Origin of the sequence: Curtobacterium sp. BNK-1 (assembly GCF_048685235.1) — a bacterium.
In the GTDB taxonomy this organism is placed as follows: domain Bacteria; phylum Pseudomonadota; class Gammaproteobacteria; order Enterobacterales; family Enterobacteriaceae; genus Pantoea; species Pantoea agglomerans.
This window is the reverse complement of sequence record NZ_JBLQTJ010000004.1, coordinates 275,694-297,320: the sequence shown is the minus strand read 5'-3', so window position 1 is coordinate 297,320 and position 21,627 is coordinate 275,694. Positions and strand designations below refer to the sequence as shown.

Genomic DNA, 21,627 nt, shown 5'->3' with positions numbered 1-21,627 from the left:
AACGTTTAAAGTCCTGATGGAAATAATGAAATTAATACCCTGATGACTAAACAGCGTAAAACGCTTTTCCTGAAATCTACGAGGTTGCTCTGAATATCAACCCCTGTCGGGCATTAAAAACTATTCCATCTGACTCAGCTCACCACATTAATTGGCTCGCCCTGAATAAAGGCCGCGATATTGGTCATCACGCCAGCCACCAGATTCTCTACGCCGCTGCGACTTGCCCAGGCGATGTGCGGTGTCAGCAGCAGCGTTGGCAGATCCGCCAGCAGCGGATTATCCGGAGCGGGCGGCTCGCTGCTCAGCACATCCAGCGCCGCACCACCAATCTGCCCCTGCTTTAACGCGGCAGCAAGATCGGCTTCGTTAATCAGTCCGCCACGAGCCGTGTTTATCAGCAGCGCCTGTGGCTTCATTTTATCCAGCGCCTCGCGATCAATCATCTGGCGGGTGCTGTCACTCAGCGGGCAGTGCAGCGAAATGATGTCGCTGGTCGCCAGCATCTGCTCAAAGCTGATATAACCGTCACGCACCCTTTCACTGCCTTTTCGCTCGGCGTACTGCACCTGCATTCCCAGCGCCTGGGCCAGCCTGCCGACCGCCTGGCCGATGTCGCCTTTACCCGCGATGCCCAGCGTGGCACCGCCAATATCCCCTATCGGCTGATGATGCACACAGAAGTGCTTAGCCTGGGGCCAGTCGATGCGGGTATTGCTGGCATACGCCATCAGCTGACGGCGCAGGGCAAAAATCGCGGCTATCACCGCCTCTGAAACGCTCTGAGTTGAATAGCCTGGAACATTACTGACCACGATGCCGCGTGCGCGGCAGGCATCAAGATCGATACAGTCATAGCCCGTCGCTGCGACACAGATAAAACGCAGTTCAGGCAGTTGTTGCAGTGTGTCAGCCCGCAACGGCACTTTATTGGTGATAGCGACCGTTGCGCCCGCCAGCGAAGACACAATGTCTTCAGCCGGAGTCTGCGCGCGAATCTCCCAGTCAGCCTGCAGTTGACCGGTCGGCAGGGGTACAGGCAGCGTGTCACCATCCAGCATTACAATTTTCATTTTTTTTATTCCTTCATCAGGTTTGGTTAAACCGCAGGCGAATGATTAATGTTATTTGTATGTGCACCGCGAGTAACAACTAAGTTAAATGATGCTGAAATTAAAGTGAAAATGTTCAAAGAGTGCGAAATTTTTCGGAACAAATGCCACTTTATTTAACTCTTTTATTCCCTTCGCGTTACACTGCCGCCCTGAATTCTGACCTCATACGACCGTTGAAATCATGCCGGGATCTTCACTCAGACAACGACTCACCGCCGGTATTGCGATACTGGCCGTGCTGCTGTTGTTTGTTGCACCGATGATCTCAAAGAATCTCGCTGAACATCATGCCAGGATGCAAGGCGCTTCGATCATGAGCGCAGAGATGCCGATGATGGATCATCACAGCGAGATGTCGATGGCGGATCACGGGATGATGATGGGCCCGGGCTTTGCCTGTGGCTACTGCGATCTGCTGGTGCATGTTCCGCTGATGCTCTGGGTTTTTATCCCGTTTATCTGGTGGATGTGCCTGATCAGCCGCGCCCCGCCGCCAGCGGCTATCAATCCACCCCAATGGCAACGGCTGCTGCGTCTTCATCGACCGCGCGCGCCACCCTTTATCGCGTCACACTCACTGCTTACTAATCCGATTGCGTGACAACGTCACCTGATCGTCTTTGTCTTTTGAAAAGTGTGGAATGCTATGTCCTCTTCTCAGGAAATGTCCCCTGCACCGCGCGGCACGGTGTTTAATCTCTTTCGCCGCCTGCATTTTTATATCGGCCTTTTTATTGCGCCGTTTATTTTTGTCGCGGCACTCACCGGCACGCTCTACGTTCTGACGCCGCAACTGGAACAGGCTATCTACCATGATGCCCTGACCACCGATGCCCAGGGTGAGGCCCAACCGTTGTCCGCCCAGATTGCCGCTGCGCGAGCCCGTGCCGGTGAATCAGCACGCATTTACGCTGTGCGTCCGGCACCCGGCCCGCAGGATACAACCCGCGTGCAGTTTGCCGAGCCACAGCTTGGCCCATCGGAATCACGATCGCTGTTTATTGACCCCTACACCCTGCAGGTGAAAGGCGATATGACGGTGTATGGCACCAGCGGTGTGCTGCCGCTGCGCATGTGGCTGGATCAGCTGCATCGCGGCCTGTTGCTGGGTGATTTTGGCCGAAACTACAGTGAACTGGCAGCCTCCTGGCTGTGGGTCGCTGCGCTGGGTGGGATTGTCTTATGGTCCGGCACCCGGCCGCCGCGCATCCGCAGTAAAGCACGGAGCGGCTTCGCGGCAACCCGTCACTGGCATGTCACGCTGGGGCTGCTGCTGGCAATCGGACTGGTGTTCTTTTCAGTAACCGGGCTGACCTGGTCACAGTGGGCGGGCAATAATATTGAAAAGATGCGCAGCGACTTTGGCTGGAAAACGCCGCAGGTTAATACCGCGCTAAACGGTAACGCGCCCGCTGAAGCCGCCGATCCCCATGCTGACCATCGCGGCGCAATGGAAGGGATGACGATGTCCGGAATGACCATGCCAGCGAAAACCGCTGCGCCTGTGATTCTCAATCAGCCGAATGCCAGCTGGGATCAGGCGCTGGCAGCGGCGCGTCAGGCCGGACTGCACGCAGCGAAACTGGAACTACGCCAGCCTAAGAACGCTGAACAGGCGTGGACGGTTTCGGAGATTGACCGCAGCTGGCCAAGCCAGGTCGATGCGGTTTCAATTAACCCGACTGATTTTAGCGTGGTTGACCGCGTTGAGTTCGCCAGCTTCCCGCTGGTGGCGAAACTGACCCGCTGGGGCGTGGATGCGCATATGGGCATGCTGTTTGGCCTGCCTAATCAGCTGATTCTGGCGCTGTCTGGCTTTGGACTCTGCACAATGATTGTGCTGGGCTACCGCATGTGGTGGATTCGTCGCCCGGCTGTTCCGCAGCTCAACCCCTCGCAGACGCTGTTATCCGCCTGGCTAGCGCTGCCGCGCTATGCGCAGGGCACCAGCCTGATAGTGATGCTGGCGCTGGGATATGCCCTGCCCGTTATGGGTATCAGCCTGCTGGTGCTGGTGCTGCTGGATATTCAGCGCTGGCGCAGCGCACAGCGCGCCGCGGTCGTCCGCGTGGATGTCGCTCCGGACAAACAGTCGCCGCTGGCCATCGTCCAGTCGCGTTTTGCCGGGAAGCGCAAAGAGATGCGCTATTTTCTGCGCAGCGTGACGGTGCTGGCGCTGATTGTCATTACGGTGATGGCGAATGCGATGATTGGCGGAGTGATTGATCAGTATCAGATCCCCTTCAGTCACTGGTCGCTGACCATGTATATCACCCAGGCGATGATGATCCTGCTCTACTCCACCGTCTTTACCGGGCTGTTGTCGATTCCACTCTGGTATTTCTTCCTCGGTGAGAGCGACGAACAGGGCAAGTAAGCTGGCAAGACACCCTAAACTCTATTATTCAAAATAACTGACGAAGCCGGGCAAAACTCCCGGCTTCTCATTCTCCGCCTGAGGTCTATGATCGTTGTTATGAGTCACTTTATTTGAGAGCAAATCATGAACATTGTGCGAGCTAATCCTGAACAACTGTTTGAGTACGGTCCTTTTACCGTCCGGCGCCAGCGTCCTGGCGAGGCGTTAAGCCCGCTGGTCAGTGTTGATCTGATGTCGCTAAAACTCGATGCCCGGATTCCGATGCAGCAGCATCAGGATGAAGAAGTTTTCACCTACCTGTGGCGTGGTTCGATGCAGCATCAGGACAGTAATGGCGAACGTACCCAGCTCTCTGCAAAACGCGTGATGGTGGTGAACGCGGGTGATGGCGTTCAATATGAAGAGTCGGTGCCGTTGTATGAAGCGGAGCTGTTGCAGGCGGTTATCCGGCCTGCACAGCAGGGCGGTGAAGCGATGACCCAGGTGCTGGAGCGCGATCAGGGCATTATGACCAATGGCTGGACCGAACTGGCCGGGCCGGAAGAGTCTGATGCGCCGCTGGAACTTCGCCAGGAAGTCTACATCTTCGACACACTGCTTGAGCGCAACCATACGCTGGACGTGCCGTCGATGCCGGGCTTTGTCGCTTATCTCACCGTGCTTGAAGGGATTATTCGCGTCGGCGATCTGCGACTGGGTCGCGGTGATGCCGTCAGCGGGCTGGATTCCAGCATTGAGATCGTGGGCGATCGGGATGCCAATCTGGTCTGCTTCCTGATAAAGCCCGATAATTTTGCATAAAAAAGCGCGGGAACTTCCCGCGCTCATCTCTTGCTTTAAGCAGATTAAAGCGTGCTACGTTGCTGCATCGCCTGAACCCGTTTATAGGCATGATCGAACTGACGTACATCATCGCGCAGCCAGTGGCGTTGCGTCAGCGGAGCATCATCCAGCGCCTGCGGCAGCGGCACACCCGCCAGCGATCCCCGGCAGCAAAAGGCACGCGCCAGCGTTGGGGTGGCAATGCCGATATAACGGGCAAATTCAGGTAATGTCATCAATGCTGTACTCATTTCCCACCTCCTGTAAACACAATCTCCCCTGCATTTTCAGGCCAAATCCTGAATGCTTTTATTGATCTGAAACATAGATGTGGTACTAATCTTCTGCCTGCTAATGAGAGCGTTCACCGCGTCTGACGCAAACCGAGAAAGAAGTGAGGAACCCGTGCGCCATTATGGATTGATGATTGCCCTGCTGTTTTCCGGCTTTGCCACCGCTCACACCCTGATCCCTGGTCAGCCTGTACCACCTGTCTTCGTTGCCGATAAAGGCGAAATGGTGCTGAATCAGGGCGACATAAATTATCAGCGCTGGAACAGTCAGACTCTGACCGGAAAAGTGCGTCTGGTGATTCATGTGGCGGGTCGTCTCTCAGCGAAGGATCAGAGTGCACGATTAATCGAAGCCATTCAGCAGGCCAGCCTGCCGCGTGACCGTTTTCAGACCACTACCATCGTGAATACTGACGATGCGCTGCCTGGCAGTGCCATTTTTGTGGTGCGCAGCATCGCTTCCAGTAAAAAAGCGGCACCGTGGCAGCAATTCATTATCGACAGCAGTGGCGTAACCGCGCACAGCTGGCATCTTAAGCCGGAAAGCGCGTCCGTGGTGGTGATTGATCCGGCAGGCATTGTGCGCTTTGCTAAAGATGGCGCATTATCTGCGGAGGATGTCGCCAGCGTGATGAAACAGCTACGCGCATTACTGGGTTAAATCACGCATAATGCCCATCCGGCTATCGCCGCAAAACGCGGAAGGCTGCTGAATTCTCCGACATTTTTATTATTGTGAACTACTCTTAGTTGTAATGGATTAACCCGCCGTTCTTTGAAAACCTGCCAACTATGCTATGGCAGTCGGGGACGATTATTGAAGATGGCATCGAATCATTCGACCTGCTGTGACTTCCTCTGTAGATAAGGACAGCCATGATGACGGTCTGTGCAGAACAACACGTCAATTTCATACACAGCGATGCAGCCAGCCTGTTGAACGACATTGAGCAACGGCTTGATCAGCTTTTACCGGTTGAAAGCGAACGTGACTTAGTGGGCGCTGCCATGCGCGACGGTGCGCTGGCACCAGGAAAGCGTATCCGTCCACTGCTGTTGTTGCTGGCAGCGCGCGATCTGGGCTGCAACGCCACGCCTGCCGGCCTGCTTGATCTCGCCTGCGCGGTAGAGATGGTGCATGCCGCATCACTGATTCTGGATGACATGCCCTGCATGGATGATGCGCAACTGCGTCGCGGACGTCCGACCATTCATTGCCAGTATGGTGAACATGTCGCGATTCTGGCCGCGGTGGCCCTGCTGAGTAAGGCATTCGGCGTGGTCGCTGCGGCAGAAGGCTTAACGGCAACCGCCAGAGCCGACGCTGTGGCAGAATTATCCCACGCAGTCGGCATGCAGGGGCTGGTGCAGGGGCAGTTTAAGGATCTCTCCGAAGGTGACAAGCCACGCAGCGCTGACGCCATTCTGATGACCAATCACTATAAAACCAGCACCCTGTTCTGCGCCTCCATGCAGATGGCCTCTATTGTGGCTGAAGCCTCAGGTGAAGCCCGCGAACAGCTGCATCGTTTTTCGCTTAATCTTGGTCAGGCTTTCCAGTTATTAGACGATCTCACTGACGGCATGGCCGACACCGGTAAAGATGCCCATCAGGATGAGGGGAAATCAACGCTGGTGAATCTGCTGGGACCACAGGCGGTTGAAACGCGACTGCGCGATCATCTGCGCTGCGCCAGCGAGCATCTGTTATCGGCCTGCCAGGACGGTTATGCCACACACCATTTTGTTCAGGCCTGGTTTGAGAAAAAACTCGCTGCCGTCAGTTAAGGATGCTGCATGAGCCACTTTGCGGTCATTGCACCGCCTTTCTATAGCCATGTGCAGGCGCTTCAGCACCTTAGCCAGGCCTTAATCGCACGCGGACACCAGATCACTTTCATCCAGCAGACGGACGTTGGCGCGCTACTCACCGATAGCCGTATCGGCTTTTTCCCGCTGGGTTTAGCCTCGCATCCGGCGGGCAGTCTGGCACACACCCTGCAACTGGCGGCGCATCCTCTCGGCCCCTCAATGCTGAAACTGATCAATGAGATGGCCCGCAGCACCGATATGCTCTGTCGTGAACTGCCCGTGGTGCTGAGCACGCTGGCGATTGATGGCGTGATCGTCGATCAGATGGAGCCTGCCGGTGCACTGGCGGCTGAAGCGCTGAACCTGCCTTATGTTTCGGTTGCCTGTGCGCTGCCACTTAACCGTGAAGCGGATTTCCCGCTGGCCGTGATGCCGTTTGACTATGCCAGAACCGATCAGGCACGGGAACGCTATCGCACCAGTGAAAAAATCTATGACTGGCTGATGCGACGTCACGATCGGGTGATCGCCCGCAACGCTCATGCGATGGGATTAGCCCCACGGGAAAAACTGCATCACTGTTTTTCACCGCTGGCGCAGATCAGCCAGCTGATCCCGGAACTGGATTTTCCCCGCCAGGCGCTACCCGATCATTTCCATTCGGTTGGCCCGCTGCGTACCACTGAACCGGCACCCGCCGAGGCGCAGCCTCGCTACTTCCCGCATGGTGACAGACCGCGCATTTTTGCTTCCCTCGGCACGCTGCAGGGACATCGCTACGGCCTGTTTAAAACCATCGTCCGCGCCTGCCAGGAGATCGATGCTCAGTTATTGCTGGCGCATTGCGGTCGGTTGTCACCTTTCCAGGCGGAGAAACTGGCGCAGGCCAGCCATGTTCAGGTGGTCGATTTTGCCGACCAGGCGGCTGCACTGGCGCAGGCCGATCTTGCCATTACGCACGGCGGCATGAATACGGTGCTGGATGGGATTAACCACCTGACGCCGCTGCTGACGATCCCGCTGGCCTTTGATCAGCCGGGTGTGGTTGCCAGAGTGGTCTGGCACGGTATCGGACGTCGCGCCTCACGCTTTACCACCAGCCACTCCATGGCACGTCAGCTCCAGACCTTACTGGCTGATGAAAGCTACGTTCAGCAGATGAAAACGCTGCGTAGCGCACTTCGTCAGGCGGGCGGAACCACCCTGGCGGCGGACATCGTCGAACAGGCGATGCTGACCCGCCAGCCGGTGCTCACCAGGAGAGACTATGCCGCGGTATGATCTGATTCTGGTGGGCGCGGGGCTGGCCAACGGGCTGATCGCCCTGCGCCTGAGACAGCAGCGGCCCTCCCTGCGCATTCTGCTGATTGACGCCGAACGTGAACCGGGTGCCAATCACACCTGGTCGTTTCATGCGGAAGATCTCACCGAAACGCAGCATCGCTGGATCGCTCCGCTGGTAGTACATCACTGGTCCGGTTATGAGGTCCGCTTTCCCCAACGCAGTCGCAGCCTGAACAGTGGCTATTTTTGCGTGACTGCGGAGCGCTTCGCGCAGGTCATCCGCGACAGGTTTGCGCCGGATCTGCTGCTGAATACCCGGGTTGCGAGCATCGCTTCACGCGCGGTTACGCTGGACGATGGCCGGGTGCTGGAGAGTGACGCAGTGATTGATGGCCGTGGCTACCAGCCCGATGCCGCGCTGCGCATGGGCTTCCAGTCGTTTGTCGGACAGGAGTGGCAGCTCAGCGAGCCACATGGCCTGACCGCGCCGATCATCATGGATGCCACGGTAGATCAGCAGGCAGGCTATCGCTTTGTCTACAGCCTGCCCTTTTCTGCAGACACCCTGCTGATTGAAGATACCCATTACATAGATAACGCCACGCTGGAAGGCGATCGCGCCCGTCAGAATATCCGCGACTATGCCGCGCAGCAGGGATGGCGATTAGACCGGCTGCTACGCGAAGAGCAAGGCGCGTTACCCATTACGCTGACTGGCGACGTGGCCGCCTTCTGGCAGAAACACGATCTGCCCTGCAGCGGTTTGCGTGCCGGTTTATTCCATCCCACTACCGGCTATTCTCTGCCACTGGCGGTTGCTCTGGCTGACCGGCTGGCGCAGATGCAGACGTTTACCTCTGAGACCCTGCACGCCATCATTCAGCAATTCGCCAGTCAGGCCTGGCAGCAACAGCGCTTCTTCCGCATGCTGAACCGTATGCTGTTTCTGGCGGGCCCGGCTGACCAGCGCTGGCAGGTGATGCAACGTTTTTACGGCCTTCCCGAAGGTCTGATCGCCCGTTTTTATGCGGGAAAACTCACTTTGCCTGATCGGCTGCGCATCTTAAGCGGCAAGCCCCCGGTCCCCGTTCTGGCGGCGTTACAGGCTATTATGACTCCTCACCGTCAACAGGCGATGCAATGAATAGAACTACAGTAATTGGCGCAGGCTTTGGTGGTCTGGCCCTGGCCATTCGCCTTCAGGCGTCAGGCGTTCCCACCCGACTGCTGGAGCAGCGTGACAAGCCGGGCGGCCGGGCTTATGTCTATCAGGATCAGGGCTTCACGTTTGATGCCGGCCCCACGGTAATCACCGATCCCAGCGCCATTGAAGAGCTGTTCACCCTCGCGGGTAAAAAGCTCTCTGACTATGTCGAGCTGATGCCGGTGAAGCCGTTTTATCGCCTCTGCTGGGAGTCCGGCAAGGTGTTCAGTTATGACAACGATCAGCCCGCGCTGGAAGCGCAGATTGCCGCGTTTAATCCGCGTGACGTTGAAGGATATCGTCGCTTTCTGGCCTATTCCCGAGCGGTGTTTGCTGAAGGCTATCTGAAGCTTGGCACCGTGCCGTTTCTGTCATTCCGCGACATGCTGCGGGCCGCGCCTCAGCTGGCAAAACTTCAGGCATGGCGCAGCGTTTACAGCAAAGTGGCGAGCTACATTGAAGATGAGCATCTGCGTCAGGCCTTCTCTTTCCACTCACTGCTGGTGGGCGGAAATCCGTTTGCCACTTCCTCAATCTATACCCTGATTCATGCGCTGGAACGTGAATGGGGCGTCTGGTTCCCGCGCGGTGGCACGGGCGCGCTGGTGCAGGGCATGGTGAAACTGTTTGAAGATCTGGGCGGCGAAGTGGAGCTCAATGCCAGCGTTGCCCGGCTGGAGACCCAGGAAAACAGGATTACCGCGGTACACCTGAAAGATGGCCGGGTCTTCCCAACCCGCGCGGTTGCCTCCAACGCAGATGTGGTTCACACCTACCGCGAACTGCTGAGCCAGCATCCCGCTTCGCAGGCGCAGGGACGATCACTGCAAAACAAACGCATGAGCAACTCACTGTTTGTGATCTATTTTGGCCTGAATCATCATCACGATCAGCTGGCGCACCACACGGTCTGCTTTGGTCCGCGCTATCGTGAGTTGATTGATGAGATCTTTAACAAAGATGGCCTGGCAGAGGACTTCTCGCTCTATCTGCATGCGCCCTGCGTGACCGATCCCTCACTGGCGCCGGAGGGCTGCGGCAGCTACTACGTGCTGGCGCCAGTACCGCACCTCGGCACCGCCGATATCGACTGGGCCGTTGAAGGTCCGCGCCTGCGCGATCGCATTTTTGACTATCTGGAACAGCACTATATGCCGGGCCTGCGTAGCCAGTTGGTCACGCATCGCATCTTCACGCCGTTTGATTTCCGCGATGAGCTGAATGCGTATCAGGGCTCGGCCTTCTCGGTGGAGCCGATCCTGACGCAAAGCGCCTGGTTCCGGCCTCACAACCGCGATAAAAATATTAATAATCTCTATCTGGTCGGTGCAGGTACCCATCCTGGCGCGGGTATTCCAGGCGTGATTGGCTCGGCCAAGGCTACCGCAGGATTGATGCTGGAGGATCTGGCTTGAATAGTCCGTCACTGCTCGATCATGCCGTAGACACCATGGAGGTGGGATCGAAAAGCTTTGCCACCGCGTCAAAACTGTTTGATGCCAAAACCCGACGCAGCGTGCTGATGCTCTACGCCTGGTGCCGTCACTGTGATGATGTGATTGACGATCAGGTCCTGGGATTCAGCAACGATACGCCATCGCTGCAATCCGCCGAACAGCGCCTGGCGCAGCTGGAGATGAAAACGCGTCAGGCCTATGCCGGGTCCCAGATGCATGAGCCCGCCTTTGCGGCCTTTCAGGAGGTGGCAATGGCACACGATATTCTGCCTGCTTACGCTTTTGATCATCTGGCGGGCTTTGCGATGGACGTGCATGAGACACGCTATCAGACGCTGGATGATACGCTGCGTTACTGTTACCACGTCGCGGGCGTGGTTGGCCTGATGATGGCGCAGATTATGGGCGTACGCGACAACGCCACGCTGGATCGCGCCTGCGATCTCGGTCTGGCGTTTCAGCTGACCAATATTGCGCGCGATATCGTTGAAGATGCTGAAGCGGGACGCTGCTATCTGCCCGCTGCGTGGCTGGCTGAAGAGGGGCTGACCCGAGAGAATCTGGCCGATCCGCAAAATCGCCAGGCATTAAGCCGCGTCGCCCGTCGGCTGGTGGAAACGGCAGAGCCCTATTATCGATCGGCGTCGGCTGGCCTGCCGGGTTTACCGCTGCGTTCAGCATGGGCGATTGCTACCGCGCAGCAGGTCTATCGTAAAATCGGTATGAAGGTGGTTCAGGCGGGTTCACAGGCGTGGGATCAACGCCAGTCCACCAGCACGCCAGAGAAACTGGCACTGCTGGTGGCGGCATCGGGTCAGGCGGTTACTTCCCGGGTGGCGCGTCACGCTCCACGCCCCGCTGACCTCTGGCAGCGCCCCGTTTAACGCCATGACGTTCTCGCAGCGTCGCCTGCAGTTTTGACAGCGGCGGCGCGTAAAGAAAGCCAAACGAGACACAGCCCTCTTTGCCTCGTACCGCATGATGCATGCGGTGCGCCATATAAAGCCTGCGTAAATAACCCCGGCGCGGAACATAGCGGAATGGCCAGCGCTGGTGCACCAGGCCGTCATGCACAATAAAATAGAGCAGGCCGTAGAGCGTCATACCCGCGCCGATCCACTGCAACGGCCAGACACCCGTGCTGCCCAGATAAATGAGCAAGATCGACAGAGCGGCGAACACTACGGCATAGAGGTCGTTAACCTCAAACCAGCCTTTATGCGGTTCATGATGTGACAGATGCCAGCCCCAACCCCAGCCATGCATAATGTATCTGTGCGCCAGTGCAGCCGTTATCTCCATTCCGATAACAGTGACCAGAACAATCAGGGCATTCCAAATCCACAACATAGTTTCTCCCGAACATGCATCCTGCAAAGTGGCGCAGAGGTTCAATTTTAACAGAGATTGGGGAAAACAGTGTTCAGGAGAAAAATAAGGGAACACGCTGTTGAAGCTTGAGTGAGGACCATCCTGATATTTGTGTAGGACGCAGCCTTTAAAGCAGATCGTGATTCAGCGGGGTACGAAAAGCGTGGCGTGCCGCGGTCATTAACTGACTGGCGGTGACGGTCGTGGGTAAGCGCATCAGAATTTTGCTCGCCTGCCAGTAACAGAGCAGCATGACCTCATCCTCCTCTTTTTCAGCCAGTTCATGCAGCCGGGCGCGCAGTGATAACACATCAATGGTCTGCTGCTCGTCAAGCATGTCAGAGATCGTCTGATTGATGACGTGATGGAGAGTTTTCCAGGTGAGATCGGTATGCAAAATTAACCTCTTCTAACGCTTATCAGCTCCGGGCAAACAAACAGCAGTGAAGCAGCTTAAATGGCTGCATCCTGCAAAAGATTGCACACTGCTGACAACTATAGCTGTTCGTGGGCGGCTACGCCGTGCCAGCAGTTGAAAATGCCAAAGTTGGCAATTCTAACGACTAATGGACCTGCCTGTCGCGTATTACACGCGACTCATCAGCTGATTGCTGTTTTTTGTAACAATTACAGCTGATTCTTAACTGGCTGATGTCAGAGGGATTTGCCAGGGTAAACAGGTTTCCCGTGTGGTTAATGTTCAAGGAGTTGTCGATGAGTCAGCACGCTGATGTACTGGTATGGGGCCACGGCCCTGAAATCTTTGAAGTCTTTCTGGAACCCACGTGTCCTTTTTCGGTGCGCGCCTTCAATAAATTCGACGCGTTACTGGCGCACGTAGGTGAAGAGAACATCACCCTGAAGATCCGTCTGCAATCACAGCCGTGGCACCTCTATTCCGGGCTGATAGTGCGCTATATCCTTGCCGCCGCCTGCGAAAGCAAAGAGGCCGCGAAAAAGGTGATGCAGGCGGTAGCCGATCATCGTGAAGAGTTTGAGTTCACCGACCACTGTACCGGTCCGAACCGCGATGCCACGCCGAATCAGATCCTCGCCCGCCTGAAAGATTACAGCGGCGTGAATGCCAGCGCCGCGTTTGATCAGCCCGACCTGCAGAACGCCATTAAATGGCACTGCAAGTATGCCCGTCAGAACGGCATTCACGTTTCACCGACCTTTATGGTAAACGGTCTGGTACAGCCCGAAATCAGCAGCGGTGACGATATAGCGCACTGGGCAAGCTTTCTGATTCGTTAATATTAGTGCGCGGCTGTGCCCGGCCGCGCCAGACTGAGTCTCTCCTTTGCGACCCCACTCACGCTCAAACTCAATATCCTGATAATTAAGCCTGTTTTCCCATGTGGAGGCCGGGTAAGCTGTACCGCTATCAGCAGCAGACGGTGGGATTAAAGCCGCTGCTGTTGTTCATCTTAACGGCACCGCTGGCCTGCATGGCGATAACCTGACGTTACGCCGGGCCCGCACGCCTAATTCATTGAGGATTTGCTGATGACGATGACGCTGCAACAACTGCAGGACAAATATCCGGGTGCCTTCACAGATGCATTTGGTGACTCCCCGGAATTAGCCAGCGAGCTCGCAACGCTGATTATTGCCGGTAAGAAAGTGGCCACCTGCGGGTCGTTGCGGAGCTGGCAGGATCAGGAAGCATTGCCTCAACCGGGCGGTTACAGCATTGTTCTCAACGGCGAACAGCAGCCCGTCTGCGTGATCCGCACCACCGGCTTGTTCCTGACGCGCTTTGATCGCGTCACGCCAGAGATGGCGATGCTGGAGGGTGAAGGCGATCTGAGCCTCGACCACTGGCGTCAGGAACATCAGCGCTACTTCGAGCGCGCTGGCTATTTTCACAGCGAAATGGAGCTGATCTTCGAGACGTTCCAGCTGGTCGAGGTAGTCTAAACCGGCACGCTACAGGGTGTTTGCCGCCACCAGCGCAAGCCGCGCAATCCCCCGCGCGGCAAGGTTCTCAGCCGCCTGGGCTGCGCGCATGCCACTGGCACACACCAGAACCACACGCTGATTGACCGGCGGTTGCCAGGCCGCTATCTGCTGCGGCAGAATTCGCACCACCCGCTCGGCCACACTGACCGGTGCCTCTTCCAGGCTGCGCAACTCCACTATGCAATCATCCTCCATCAGCATGGCCCGATCAATAAAGGGCGTGCCGGGCGCGTCAGGTTCAGGTGCGTCATCAAAACGAAACTGCCTGATATGCCAGTCAACAAAGTCACAGTGGATCATGCAGCCGAGCGGCGATGGCGTCAGTTTTAACAATACGCTCAGCGCCATCTGCGCCTGCATTGCGCCCAGCGTCGCTACCGCCGGTCCCATTACGCCTGCAGTATTGCAGTTACCCGAGGCCGTGGGCAGCTGCGGGAACAGCGCGCGATAGCCAGGCGCACCGCCACAGAATCCGCCAACATAGCCCTTGCGTCCCAGCACCGAGGCGCAGATCAGCGGCAGGCCTGCCGGATAACAGGCGTCGGAGAGCTGATAAGTAATAGCGAAGTTATCCGCCGCATCCACCACCAGATCGATTCCCTCCAGCGCCTGCGGCAGTTGACTGGCGCTTAGCGCGTGTGGATGCGCCTCAACGCGACAGTCAGGATTGCGCTGCGCCAGCGCACGCTGAGCGCAAAATACTTTCTGCTGACCCACATCGTCGACGCCAAACAGCGTCTGCCGGTGGAGGTTGTGCAGTTCAACCCGATCGCCATCGTAAAGACGGATAAATCCCACACCCGCGCCTGCCAGTAACGGCAGCGGCGTCGCACTAAGCCCGCCCGCCCCCACCACCAGCACCCTTGCCCTGCTCAGCCGCTGCTGCCCCGCTTCACCAATCTCTGGCAACATCGTCTGTCGCTGATAACGCTCCATCGCTGCTCCTTAACTGAATTGTGCCAGACCAAAAATGGGCGTAGAGGCAGACGCCATGTCGCGCTGCTCCATCAATCCCGCCTGGAACGCCTCGTGTCCGCCGTGGATCGCAGCAGCAAAGGCACCCGCCATGCGCACCGGATCGCGCGCTTTTGCCACCGCCGTGTTGAGCAGCACGCCATCGAAACCCATCTCCATCGCCTGAGCCGCCTGGCCAGGCGCGCCAATGCCCGCATCAATAATCAGCGGCACATCTTTAAACCACGCACGCATAGCGCGCAGTCCCTCGATATTACGCAGCCCCTGGCCAGAGCCGATCGGCGCGCCCCAGGGCATCAGCACTTCACAGCCCGCTTCCAGCAATTTTTCGCCGACAATCAGATCTTCCGTAGTGTAGGGAAACACCTGGAACCCGTCAGCGCAGAGAATCCGTGCGGCCTCAACCAGCGCAAAAGGATCGGGCTGCAGCGTGTCGGCATGGCCAATCACCTCCAGCTTGATCCACGGTGTGTCGAACAGTTCACGCGCCATCTGCGCCGTCGTCACCGCCTCTTTCACCGTGTGGCAGCCCGCCGTATTCGGCAGAATACGTTTGTTGAGCTGTTGCAGCAGCGTGCGGAAAGCGCCGCCTTCACTGCCTTCCCGTCGCAGGCTGACGGTAATAATCTCCGCGCCTGACGCGTTGATCGCCTGTTGCAGAATGTCCGGTGACGGATAACCGGCCGTGCCGAGCAGAAATCGGGATTGCGGAGTAAATTGATAGAACATGGTTAACCTCCCTGCATCGGTGACAGGATTTCGAGCTGGTTGCCCGCCTCAAGTTGCTGGCTGGCATAGCGGCTACGCGGTACAAACTCCCCGTTCAGCGCGGTGGCGACGGTCCGCGGATCGATCTGCTGCTCCGCCATAAGCTCCGCCAGCGTCGTTGCGCCGGTTTCAATCGTGCGGCCATTCAGTTCAACGCGCATGAGTCATCTCCTGAGTCAGTTGCAACATAAGTTTTTCAGCCATGATCGGGGCCAGCAAAAAGCCGTGGCGGTAGAGGCCGTTAAGTGAGAAACGGCCATTTTCGTAGCGGACTTCCGGCAGGTTCTGCCGGTAAGCAGGACGCAGACCGGTGCCGCTCTCCACGATCCGCGCTTCGGCCAGTGCCGGATGCAGGCTGTAAGCGGCGCTGAGCAATTCCATCATCGCCCTGGCGCTGATCGGGCTGCTGTCGTGGCTTTCGACCATGGTGGCACCCAGCATGAAGTGGCCCCCGGCACGCGGTACCAGATAGCAGGGAAAGCGTGGGTGCAGCAACCGGACAGGACGGGAGAGTTGTACGTCGGATGTGTGCAGGATCACCATTTCGCCCCGCACGGCGCGCAGGGCTGGCTGCCGATCGGTGGCGTGGATGCCACGGCAGTCGATGATTTTGCCGCCGGGTTTACCGCTGTGAAAGGGGACGCCAGCCTGTTGCAGTTTGTCGCGCAGTTGCTGCAAGGCGCGGCGCGGTTCGAGATGCGCCTCTGCGGCGAAAAACAGGCCGCGGGCAAAGCGGTTTTCCAGTGCGGGTTCAATGTCACCGGGAGAGACCCACTGATGCTGCTGCGTCATGCTGGCGAAGCGCGTCAGTTCGCGGCTGTCACGCGGCGGAGCAACCACCAGCGTGCCCTGCTGTTCCACGCCATCAACGCGTTTCGCCCACCAGCTGGCCGCGTGCTGGCCCCATTCGATCACCTGTGGCGGTGCGCTTTCTGCTTCACACCAGGGCGCGAGCATGCCACCCGCCCAGTGCGAGGCCGCACGGCAGTCAGGCTGAGTAATAACTTCGACCGTTTCTCCCCGCTCCAGCAGCAGCGTGGCGACACAAAGCCCGGCCACGCCACTGCCGAGCACCGACCAGCGGCTCATGGTGTCCACCGGACAGGAAAAGAAAGATTCAGGATGAGATTTTTCATTTTGGCCTCGTTATCCGTTAACGAAGACCCGTGATACAGAGGGAAAAGGCAGGAACGTTGCGAATGCGCCCCTGCGGCAAGTATCTGATGAGATACCCGTCTTCCTACGCCAGTATCAACTGGGTCAGGTTCTAAGGGTCGCTAAGCCGCGCGGTGCGCTATTAGCCTCTCAGTCTCTCTGGCGAGACTCCCCTGACGGGTTTAGTTGTAAGTTAAGCAGACAGCTTCGTCAAGCAGACTGCATGGAACCGGGTCAGAAAATCGGACTTAACCGGCAGAACCGAAATGCCAGTCAGTTGCGGTTGCCAGCGTCAAAAAGGGGCCCGCCAGCGTCTGGTTGTGATGCGCAATAATCTTCTCCGCAGAGAGGTGGGGATTATCGACGGTGGTGTGCGCATCGGAAATCAGTACGACGTTAAAACCCAGCTCCGGGGCTGCCCGACAGGTAGTATCAATACAGAACTCCGTTTTCATCCCCGCAATCACCAGTTGCTTAATGCCCTTTTGCCTCAGCTGAAGCTGCAGGCCAGTATCCCTGAAACAGCTGGGATATCTTTTGGTGAAGACGACATCACTCTGCGGGTTAACCTGCAATTCCGGGATCAGGCGCGTCAGCGGGCTTTGCTCGTTAAAAGGGGAATCATCCGGGCCGATATGGCGTGCGAAAAAGAGGGGGACGGCAGAAGCCCGGGCTTTAGTAATGAGAAGTGAGATGTTCGACAAGATCGAATTTGCGGCGAAGGGAGCCTCGGGACCATTAAAAAGGCCCTGCTGCATGTCGATAATTAAAAGTGCACTTTCAGATGTAACCATGACCTGTCTCCATTCAGTTTTTAAGAACGGAGAACAGCTCCCCGTCCGGTTCGGCGGGGAGTGAGAATCTGTTGTGTCAGGTGCCAGTCACAGAGTCGCTCACGCCGCCGCCAGAGGCGGTGGTGGTGGTGACGGTTGTGAAAGACAGAACTGACATAAACATTTTCTGACCCTGAGTTAATGCGTTCGGTGAAGTCACCCTCAGAAGGATGGTGCTGACATCTACATTACCCTGTACGCCGTCGCTTTTAAAGCGCCTGCAGCGATTGGGTTACCGCATCGGTTATTTCACGAATGCGCGGTTCGGCGCGGCGATAGTAAGTCCATTTTCCGACTTTGCTGGCTTCAACCAGCCCCGCATTGTGAAGTGCTTTCAGGCATAACGAGGTGGCGGGCTGTGATAAGCCCGCCTTGTCCTGTATGAGGCTGGCACAGACGCCATACTGATCGAAGGGATAGAGCTGGGTATAGCCCGCAAACGCTTCGTCAGGATTTTTAAGCCACTTCAGCACTGCCACTCTGGTCGGGTTGGACAGTAACTTCAGGGCATTTTCGGGGGACATGCCGCCTCACAGAATATCAGGATGGGTAAAATGGATAGTCAGTATAGCCTTTCTCAGTGCCGCCATACAGGGAGGCGTGATCGACCTCATTCAGCGGATATCCTGATTTAATCCGCGCGGGCAGATCGGGATTAGCGATAAATGAGCGGCCAAAACCAAACAGATCGCCCCAGCCTTTTTCCAGCACATGCTGCGCTTTTTCAGCCGTGTAGCGACCCGAATAGATGATCGGAGAGCGAAATATTTCCCGCAGCGCGACACGGAAGCTCTCTGGCATCTCCGGACTGTTGTCCCAGTCGGCTTCAGCAATGGAGAGATAGCCAACTTCCAGCTCGTTCAGCAGTGCTGCTGCGCGGATGTAGGTCGCGTGTGGATCACTTTCAACCAGGCCGAGATAGACGCGCTCTTCGTCGGTACTGGTAAACAGAGGCGCAAATCTGACGCCAACGCGGTGGCTGCCAAATACCGAGCTGACCGCCTCAACGACTTCTCGCAGGAAGCGCAGACGATTCTCAGCAGATCCGCCATATTCATCCGTACGGAAGTTGGTGTGCTCAGAAATAAACTGGTTAATCAGATAACCGTTGGCGGAATGCAGTTCCACACCGTCGAAACCGGCCGCTTTGGCATTCTCCGCCGCGCGTCGGTAAAGCTCTACGATCTCTTTAACTTCCGATGTAGTCAGTGCGCGTGGCTCGCTGGGTGCGGTCAATATGCCGGCGCCGGGTCCGGTTTCAATAAATACCCGGACGTTATCGGCTGCAATGGCTGAAGGGGCAACGGGTGCCTGCTTGCCCGGCTGCAGTTCATTATGCGACACGCGGCCAACATGCCAGAGCTGGCAGAAAATCGTGGCCCCTTGCTGATGTACTGCCTCTGTAACCTTTTTCCAGCCGGCGATCTGCGCTTCGCTGTGGATCCCCGGCGTCCATGCATAGCCCTGCCCGCGAGGCTCAATCTGGGTGCCTTCGGTGATCATCAGTCCCGCGCTGGAACGCTGGCGGTAGTACTCCACCATCATCTCGCCGGGAATGTTGCCCGGTTGTTCACTGCGGCAGCGCGTCAGCGGCGGCAGTACAATGCGGTTACGAAGCTGAAGGTCGCCCAGATTCAAGGGGGTAAAAAGTGACGGCATGACAAAAAGTCCTCTGATGTGTGAAGAGGCGACATTATATTTACACATTTAAATTTGTAAATGTGTAATCTGTGCTTTTTGTCCAGGGCGGTATCTGTGGTTTCTGGCAGAGGGTCACTTTCTGGGTGGAGTGGTGACAGCGCGTGGGATTAACAGTCCCTCATCGCAGCGCCTGACTGCGTAACGTCAGGAGGAGATCCTGCAGACGCCGCTTTCAGGCAAATTGCTTCGCCGGGACGGAGGTGCTGCCTGCAGGATCATAAGAACATTAAGAAGCGTATTTTTCAGTGAACGCCTGCCACTGCTGGCGATAAACCTCCAGTTGACTGAGTGCGCCATCAATGGAGGGCTGTGCTTTGTTGTCAGGATTCGGCGTGGCACGAATCAAATCGGCAAAGGTGCTGAAGACAGAGTCCATATCACGGCCCGACTTCATGGCTTCCATCATCCCGGCCAGCTCCACCTGTGGCCGTGCGGTTGCGCTCTTAACCTGGCTGAGATAGTCACGTGCGCTCTCCTGCATGTCGCGTGTTCCATGACGTATGGCTAACGCCAGCGTATCCTGTGCTCCCAGCAACGTCTGACGTTCACGAATGGCGACTTTGACGCTTATCATCTCATCAGCAATCTCATTCGCCTGCTTCTGGTTATCGCCGGAGACATATTTTTCTATCAGTTTATGGAGCTTAGACTGCGTCAGGGTCAGCGCCATGGCTTCCGAGGTATCCGAATTATCGTACTGATTACGGCCCACCTGGCCTTCAGCCAGCACCTCATGGAGTGCAGCGGCAAACTCATCCATAGCGGTCTGCGTATTAGCAGCCGTCATACTCAGAAGCGGAGTAAATGTTCTGGCGTCCCAGCTGGTGTAAGGATCGTTGAATAACGCATATCCGAGGTTAACGGACGGTCCCTCACCGGATGACTTTGTCTTTGCCAGTTCCTCTGAATTTTTAGCCTGCTGCTCTGCCGTAACGGGCTCAGCGATAGCCTGCACCAGGCGCGCTCTTGCCTCGGATGAGATCACCACCACACTGGCAGGTAATTCTTTTCCGGTAATAGTTTCTTTAGTCGTGTTCTCAGATCTGTTTGTTACGGTGAGCGTGGCTAAATATCCTCTTGCCACCTCTGTTGTCACGCCATTGATTAACCCCATAATGCCCTCTACGGTTTGATTGGTTGAACAATTTATCGGCAAAATGTAACCAATCTTTACCGAAATCTTATTGCTGCCTGGGTTAAGACGTCTCAGGGCAAGTCTGGCTATCATCGCCGCTGCGGCCTGACTTTGATCCAGAAAAGGTTCAGAATCCCCAGGCTGACCAGCCAACGGCTCCCGGCAGCGTTTAAGACTTTGCGGGGTGCACAGGAAAGTTTCAGAGCAGTACGCATTTATCCATTTTCAGACAGGGTTAATTCAGAGGAAACGTTGTGAATAGTGCACTTCCATTAGACGCGCTTGGGCCACGCATTTGTATTATGGGTCCATCGAACAGCGGAAAATCGACCTTAGCTGAGGCCATTGCTCGCAAAACAGATCTACCAGCAGTTCATCTGGATCAGCTTCACCATATTCCGGACAGTCAATGGATGCCCAGAGCACCGGCAGAATTTCTCCGTTTGCATGCTGAAGCGGTGAGCCAGGAAAGATGGGTGATGGAGGGTAATTACACCAAATGCATTGAAGTACGATTCGCTCGAGCCACAGGCTTAATTCTGCTGGATGTAAAAGTGACAGTGGCACTGCTGCGGTACATTCGCAGATGTTATTCATCCACGCCGCGTATTGGCGGTCTGGGGATGGGCAGAGAGCAGATGAACCTGGAGATGCTGAAATATATTCTCCGTACTGCCCCGCAGAATCGAAAGCGCCATAAAAAGCTTTACGACCAGGTCAGACTGCCAAAACTTCTGCTTCCTTCTCCTCGCGATGTTAAAGCCTGTTCTGACTACTGGGGATTACAGCTAACGAAAAATGATCGATGAACACAGGCTGCCGGAATAACGTCTGTTTTCCGTTAATGGGGTCGCTTTGACTCAGTAACTTTTTGAATAACAAAGAAGCATCACTGCCATCAATCAAAAAGCATTAAGCTCGTCAGAAGAGAGTCCAGCGATTCTACCGGCCCGGCATGATTTGTCTCTGAACGGATTGTGTCCCAGGGCATGGCGTCATCAGTACAATAATCACCAGTGCACTGCATATCGGCAGGCTCATTGAGTAAACCAACCGGAAGCCAGATATAAGGCCTGCCACGCAACCGGTTAGGCACTGTGGAGCCACAGCTGGCGCAAAAATCGTTGCGATAACCTGTGGGTTTGCGCCATGACGCGATCTGGCTCTCCCCGGAAACCCAGCTAAAGTCACTCTCTTTTACGATCGTTGCCAGGTTATAGCCGGTTCCACTCTGTTTTCTGCACAAAGAACAGTGACAACGGTAATAGCGCGTGGGGGTTACTGATATTTCGAAAGCAACGGTTTCACACAGACATGCGCCTTTCATTTCATCATCCTGTTCACTCAGATTCCTGGT

The 21,627-nt window shown here is 56.4% G+C and carries 25 protein-coding genes and 1 riboswitch; of the genes, 12 read left to right on the top strand and 13 right to left on the bottom strand.

What is annotated here, in order from left to right:
• Window positions 1–134: 134 nt before the first annotated feature.
• The gene (locus ACMGGP_RS21865; RefSeq protein ID WP_498798898.1) at window positions 135–1,073 is read right to left on the bottom strand and encodes a D-2-hydroxyacid dehydrogenase; all 939 of its coding nucleotides are present in this window, start codon (window positions 1,071–1,073) and stop codon (window positions 135–137) included.
• 223 nt (window positions 1,074–1,296) lie between these two features.
• On the opposite strand from ACMGGP_RS21865, the gene ACMGGP_RS21860 reads away from it, so the two are divergent.
• The 3 genes from ACMGGP_RS21860 (at window position 1,297) to ACMGGP_RS21850 (ending at window position 4,296) form a co-directional block, all read left to right on the top strand.
• On the top strand, window positions 1,297–1,716 hold the full coding sequence (locus tag ACMGGP_RS21860) for a DUF2946 domain-containing protein (RefSeq protein ID WP_010247431.1): 420 nt from the start codon (window positions 1,297–1,299) through the stop codon (window positions 1,714–1,716).
• Between the two features lie 45 nt (window positions 1,717–1,761).
• A complete protein-coding gene (locus tag ACMGGP_RS21855) occupies window positions 1,762–3,492 on the top strand; it encodes a DUF2534 family protein (RefSeq protein ID WP_498798897.1) in 1,731 nt (576 codons plus the stop codon).
• 126 nt (window positions 3,493–3,618) lie between these two features.
• On the top strand, window positions 3,619–4,296 hold the full coding sequence (locus ACMGGP_RS21850) for a pirin family protein (protein WP_498798896.1): 678 nt from the start codon (window positions 3,619–3,621) through the stop codon (window positions 4,294–4,296).
• A 44-nt stretch (window positions 4,297–4,340) separates the two neighbouring features.
• On the opposite strand, the gene ACMGGP_RS21845 is transcribed toward ACMGGP_RS21850, so the two are convergent.
• Window positions 4,341–4,568, bottom strand: a complete 228-nt coding sequence (locus ACMGGP_RS21845; protein ID WP_010247439.1) for a hypothetical protein — start codon at window positions 4,566–4,568, stop codon at window positions 4,341–4,343.
• Window positions 4,569–4,722: 154 nt separating this feature from the next.
• Between ACMGGP_RS21845 and ACMGGP_RS21840 the strand changes: the two genes are divergently transcribed.
• The 6 genes from ACMGGP_RS21840 (at window position 4,723) to crtB (ending at window position 11,251) form a co-directional block, all read left to right on the top strand.
• Window positions 4,723–5,271, top strand: coding sequence for a YtfJ family protein (locus ACMGGP_RS21840; protein WP_498798895.1), 549 nt, complete (start codon window positions 4,723–4,725; stop codon window positions 5,269–5,271).
• Between the two features lie 215 nt (window positions 5,272–5,486).
• Window positions 5,487–6,398 (top strand): polyprenyl synthetase family protein, encoded by a 912-nt coding sequence (locus ACMGGP_RS21835; RefSeq protein WP_250497559.1) that lies wholly within the window; start codon window positions 5,487–5,489, stop codon window positions 6,396–6,398.
• Window positions 6,399–6,407: 9 nt separating this feature from the next.
• Window positions 6,408–7,703 (top strand): glycosyltransferase, encoded by a 1,296-nt coding sequence (locus ACMGGP_RS21830; RefSeq protein ID WP_498798894.1) that lies wholly within the window; start codon window positions 6,408–6,410, stop codon window positions 7,701–7,703.
• Entirely contained in the window at window positions 7,690–8,850 is a 1,161-nt protein-coding gene (gene crtY / locus ACMGGP_RS21825) for a lycopene beta-cyclase CrtY (protein ID WP_498798893.1), read from the top strand. The genes ACMGGP_RS21830 and crtY overlap by 14 nt, the downstream gene beginning before the upstream one ends.
• Window positions 8,847–10,325 carry a phytoene desaturase gene (locus tag ACMGGP_RS21820; protein WP_010670728.1) on the top strand — a complete coding sequence of 493 codons (1,479 nt, stop codon included), beginning with the start codon at window positions 8,847–8,849 and terminating at the stop codon, window positions 10,323–10,325. The genes crtY and ACMGGP_RS21820 overlap by 4 nt, the downstream gene beginning before the upstream one ends.
• Window positions 10,322–11,251, top strand: coding sequence for a 15-cis-phytoene synthase CrtB (crtB, locus tag ACMGGP_RS21815; protein WP_031593381.1), 930 nt, complete (start codon window positions 10,322–10,324; stop codon window positions 11,249–11,251). Before ACMGGP_RS21820 ends, crtB begins: the two co-directional genes overlap by 4 nt.
• On the opposite strand, the gene ACMGGP_RS21810 is transcribed toward crtB, so the two are convergent.
• Both ACMGGP_RS21810 and ACMGGP_RS21805 read right to left on the bottom strand, forming a co-directional pair.
• The gene (locus ACMGGP_RS21810; RefSeq protein ID WP_031593382.1) at window positions 11,190–11,717 is read right to left on the bottom strand and encodes a sterol desaturase family protein; all 528 of its coding nucleotides are present in this window, start codon (window positions 11,715–11,717) and stop codon (window positions 11,190–11,192) included. The two genes, crtB and ACMGGP_RS21810, sit on opposite strands and share 62 nt — an antisense overlap.
• Window positions 11,718–11,865: 148 nt before the next feature.
• Window positions 11,866–12,135 carry a hypothetical protein gene (locus ACMGGP_RS21805; protein WP_010247470.1) on the bottom strand — a complete coding sequence of 90 codons (270 nt, stop codon included), beginning with the start codon at window positions 12,133–12,135 and terminating at the stop codon, window positions 11,866–11,868.
• Between the two features lie 317 nt (window positions 12,136–12,452).
• On the opposite strand from ACMGGP_RS21805, the gene ACMGGP_RS21800 reads away from it, so the two are divergent.
• Together ACMGGP_RS21800 and ACMGGP_RS21795 are read left to right on the top strand one after the other, a co-directional pair.
• On the top strand, window positions 12,453–12,995 hold the full coding sequence (locus ACMGGP_RS21800; RefSeq protein ID WP_167423214.1) for a DsbA family protein: 543 nt from the start codon (window positions 12,453–12,455) through the stop codon (window positions 12,993–12,995).
• Between the two features lie 252 nt (window positions 12,996–13,247).
• The gene (locus ACMGGP_RS21795; RefSeq protein ID WP_010670725.1) at window positions 13,248–13,661 is read left to right on the top strand and encodes an ASCH domain-containing protein; all 414 of its coding nucleotides are present in this window, start codon (window positions 13,248–13,250) and stop codon (window positions 13,659–13,661) included.
• A gap of 9 nt (window positions 13,662–13,670) precedes the next feature.
• On the opposite strand, the gene ACMGGP_RS21790 is transcribed toward ACMGGP_RS21795, so the two are convergent.
• The 8 genes from ACMGGP_RS21790 to ACMGGP_RS21755 all read right to left on the bottom strand — a co-directional run bounded on the left by ACMGGP_RS21790 (window position 13,671) and on the right by ACMGGP_RS21755 (window position 20,249).
• A complete protein-coding gene (locus ACMGGP_RS21790; protein ID WP_498798892.1) occupies window positions 13,671–14,639 on the bottom strand; it encodes a HesA/MoeB/ThiF family protein in 969 nt (322 codons plus the stop codon).
• 9 nt (window positions 14,640–14,648) lie between these two features.
• Window positions 14,649–15,407 (bottom strand): thiazole synthase, encoded by a 759-nt coding sequence (locus ACMGGP_RS21785; protein WP_167423215.1) that lies wholly within the window; start codon window positions 15,405–15,407, stop codon window positions 14,649–14,651.
• A gap of 2 nt (window positions 15,408–15,409) precedes the next feature.
• Window positions 15,410–15,607: a sulfur carrier protein ThiS gene (thiS, locus tag ACMGGP_RS21780; RefSeq protein ID WP_010247485.1), complete on the bottom strand. Its 198-nt coding sequence runs from the start codon at window positions 15,605–15,607 to the stop codon at window positions 15,410–15,412.
• Entirely contained in the window at window positions 15,597–16,535 is a 939-nt protein-coding gene (locus ACMGGP_RS21775; protein ID WP_060679027.1) for an FAD-dependent oxidoreductase, read from the bottom strand. The genes thiS and ACMGGP_RS21775 overlap by 11 nt, the downstream gene beginning before the upstream one ends.
• Before the next feature lie 131 nt (window positions 16,536–16,666).
• Window positions 16,667–16,786: riboswitch (TPP riboswitch) on the bottom strand.
• A 63-nt stretch (window positions 16,787–16,849) separates the two neighbouring features.
• The gene (locus ACMGGP_RS21770; protein ID WP_061703397.1) at window positions 16,850–17,395 is read right to left on the bottom strand and encodes a cysteine hydrolase family protein; all 546 of its coding nucleotides are present in this window, start codon (window positions 17,393–17,395) and stop codon (window positions 16,850–16,852) included.
• 248 nt (window positions 17,396–17,643) lie between these two features.
• Complete coding sequence (locus ACMGGP_RS21765; protein WP_010247494.1) at window positions 17,644–17,958, bottom strand: ArsR/SmtB family transcription factor; 315 nt, start codon at window positions 17,956–17,958, stop codon at window positions 17,644–17,646.
• A gap of 16 nt (window positions 17,959–17,974) precedes the next feature.
• Window positions 17,975–19,093: an alkene reductase gene (locus ACMGGP_RS21760; RefSeq protein WP_064690712.1), complete on the bottom strand. Its 1,119-nt coding sequence runs from the start codon at window positions 19,091–19,093 to the stop codon at window positions 17,975–17,977.
• 268 nt (window positions 19,094–19,361) lie between these two features.
• The gene (locus tag ACMGGP_RS21755) at window positions 19,362–20,249 is read right to left on the bottom strand and encodes a hypothetical protein (RefSeq protein ID WP_498798891.1); all 888 of its coding nucleotides are present in this window, start codon (window positions 20,247–20,249) and stop codon (window positions 19,362–19,364) included.
• A gap of 275 nt (window positions 20,250–20,524) precedes the next feature.
• Between ACMGGP_RS21755 and ACMGGP_RS21750 the strand changes: the two genes are divergently transcribed.
• Window positions 20,525–21,079 carry a P-loop NTPase family protein gene (locus ACMGGP_RS21750; protein WP_495927736.1) on the top strand — a complete coding sequence of 185 codons (555 nt, stop codon included), beginning with the start codon at window positions 20,525–20,527 and terminating at the stop codon, window positions 21,077–21,079.
• Window positions 21,080–21,168: 89 nt separating this feature from the next.
• Here ACMGGP_RS21750 and ACMGGP_RS21745 read toward each other — a convergent pair whose 3' ends face one another.
• A complete protein-coding gene (locus ACMGGP_RS21745) occupies window positions 21,169–21,597 on the bottom strand; it encodes a GFA family protein (RefSeq protein WP_337030045.1) in 429 nt (142 codons plus the stop codon).
• Window positions 21,598–21,627: the final 30 nt, after the last annotated feature.

Excerpts from the sequence above, each read along its gene's own strand:
- ACMGGP_RS21865 (WP_498798898.1), bottom strand. The coding sequence starts at position 1,073 with ATGAAAATTGTAATGCTGGATGGTGACACGCTGCCTGTACCCCTGCCG.
- ACMGGP_RS21835 (WP_250497559.1), top strand. The coding sequence starts at position 5,487 with ATGATGACGGTCTGTGCAGAACAACACGTCAATTTCATACACAGCGAT.
- ACMGGP_RS21755 (WP_498798891.1), bottom strand. The coding sequence starts at position 20,249 with ATGGGGTTAATCAATGGCGTGACAACAGAGGTGGCAAGAGGATATTTA.
- ACMGGP_RS21800 (WP_167423214.1), top strand. The coding sequence starts at position 12,453 with ATGAGTCAGCACGCTGATGTACTGGTATGGGGCCACGGCCCTGAAATC.
- ACMGGP_RS21855 (WP_498798897.1), top strand. The coding sequence starts at position 1,762 with ATGTCCTCTTCTCAGGAAATGTCCCCTGCACCGCGCGGCACGGTGTTT.
- ACMGGP_RS21770 (WP_061703397.1), bottom strand. The coding sequence starts at position 17,395 with ATGGTTACATCTGAAAGTGCACTTTTAATTATCGACATGCAGCAGGGC.
- ACMGGP_RS21820 (WP_010670728.1), top strand. The coding sequence starts at position 8,847 with ATGAATAGAACTACAGTAATTGGCGCAGGCTTTGGTGGTCTGGCCCTG.
- thiS (WP_010247485.1), bottom strand. The coding sequence starts at position 15,607 with ATGCGCGTTGAACTGAATGGCCGCACGATTGAAACCGGCGCAACGACG.
- ACMGGP_RS21760 (WP_064690712.1), bottom strand. The coding sequence starts at position 19,093 with ATGCCGTCACTTTTTACCCCCTTGAATCTGGGCGACCTTCAGCTTCGT.
- ACMGGP_RS21810 (WP_031593382.1), bottom strand. The coding sequence starts at position 11,717 with ATGTTGTGGATTTGGAATGCCCTGATTGTTCTGGTCACTGTTATCGGA.
- ACMGGP_RS21860 (WP_010247431.1), top strand. The coding sequence starts at position 1,297 with ATGCCGGGATCTTCACTCAGACAACGACTCACCGCCGGTATTGCGATA.
- ACMGGP_RS21795 (WP_010670725.1), top strand. The coding sequence starts at position 13,248 with ATGACGATGACGCTGCAACAACTGCAGGACAAATATCCGGGTGCCTTC.
- ACMGGP_RS21850 (WP_498798896.1), top strand. The coding sequence starts at position 3,619 with ATGAACATTGTGCGAGCTAATCCTGAACAACTGTTTGAGTACGGTCCT.
- ACMGGP_RS21775 (WP_060679027.1), bottom strand. The coding sequence starts at position 16,535 with ATGAGCCGCTGGTCGGTGCTCGGCAGTGGCGTGGCCGGGCTTTGTGTC.
- ACMGGP_RS21765 (WP_010247494.1), bottom strand. The coding sequence starts at position 17,958 with ATGTCCCCCGAAAATGCCCTGAAGTTACTGTCCAACCCGACCAGAGTG.
- ACMGGP_RS21785 (WP_167423215.1), bottom strand. The coding sequence starts at position 15,407 with ATGTTCTATCAATTTACTCCGCAATCCCGATTTCTGCTCGGCACGGCC.
- crtY (WP_498798893.1), top strand. The coding sequence starts at position 7,690 with ATGCCGCGGTATGATCTGATTCTGGTGGGCGCGGGGCTGGCCAACGGG.
- ACMGGP_RS21745 (WP_337030045.1), bottom strand. The coding sequence starts at position 21,597 with ATGAAAGGCGCATGTCTGTGTGAAACCGTTGCTTTCGAAATATCAGTA.
- ACMGGP_RS21830 (WP_498798894.1), top strand. The coding sequence starts at position 6,408 with ATGAGCCACTTTGCGGTCATTGCACCGCCTTTCTATAGCCATGTGCAG.
- ACMGGP_RS21845 (WP_010247439.1), bottom strand. The coding sequence starts at position 4,568 with ATGAGTACAGCATTGATGACATTACCTGAATTTGCCCGTTATATCGGC.
- ACMGGP_RS21790 (WP_498798892.1), bottom strand. The coding sequence starts at position 14,639 with ATGGAGCGTTATCAGCGACAGACGATGTTGCCAGAGATTGGTGAAGCG.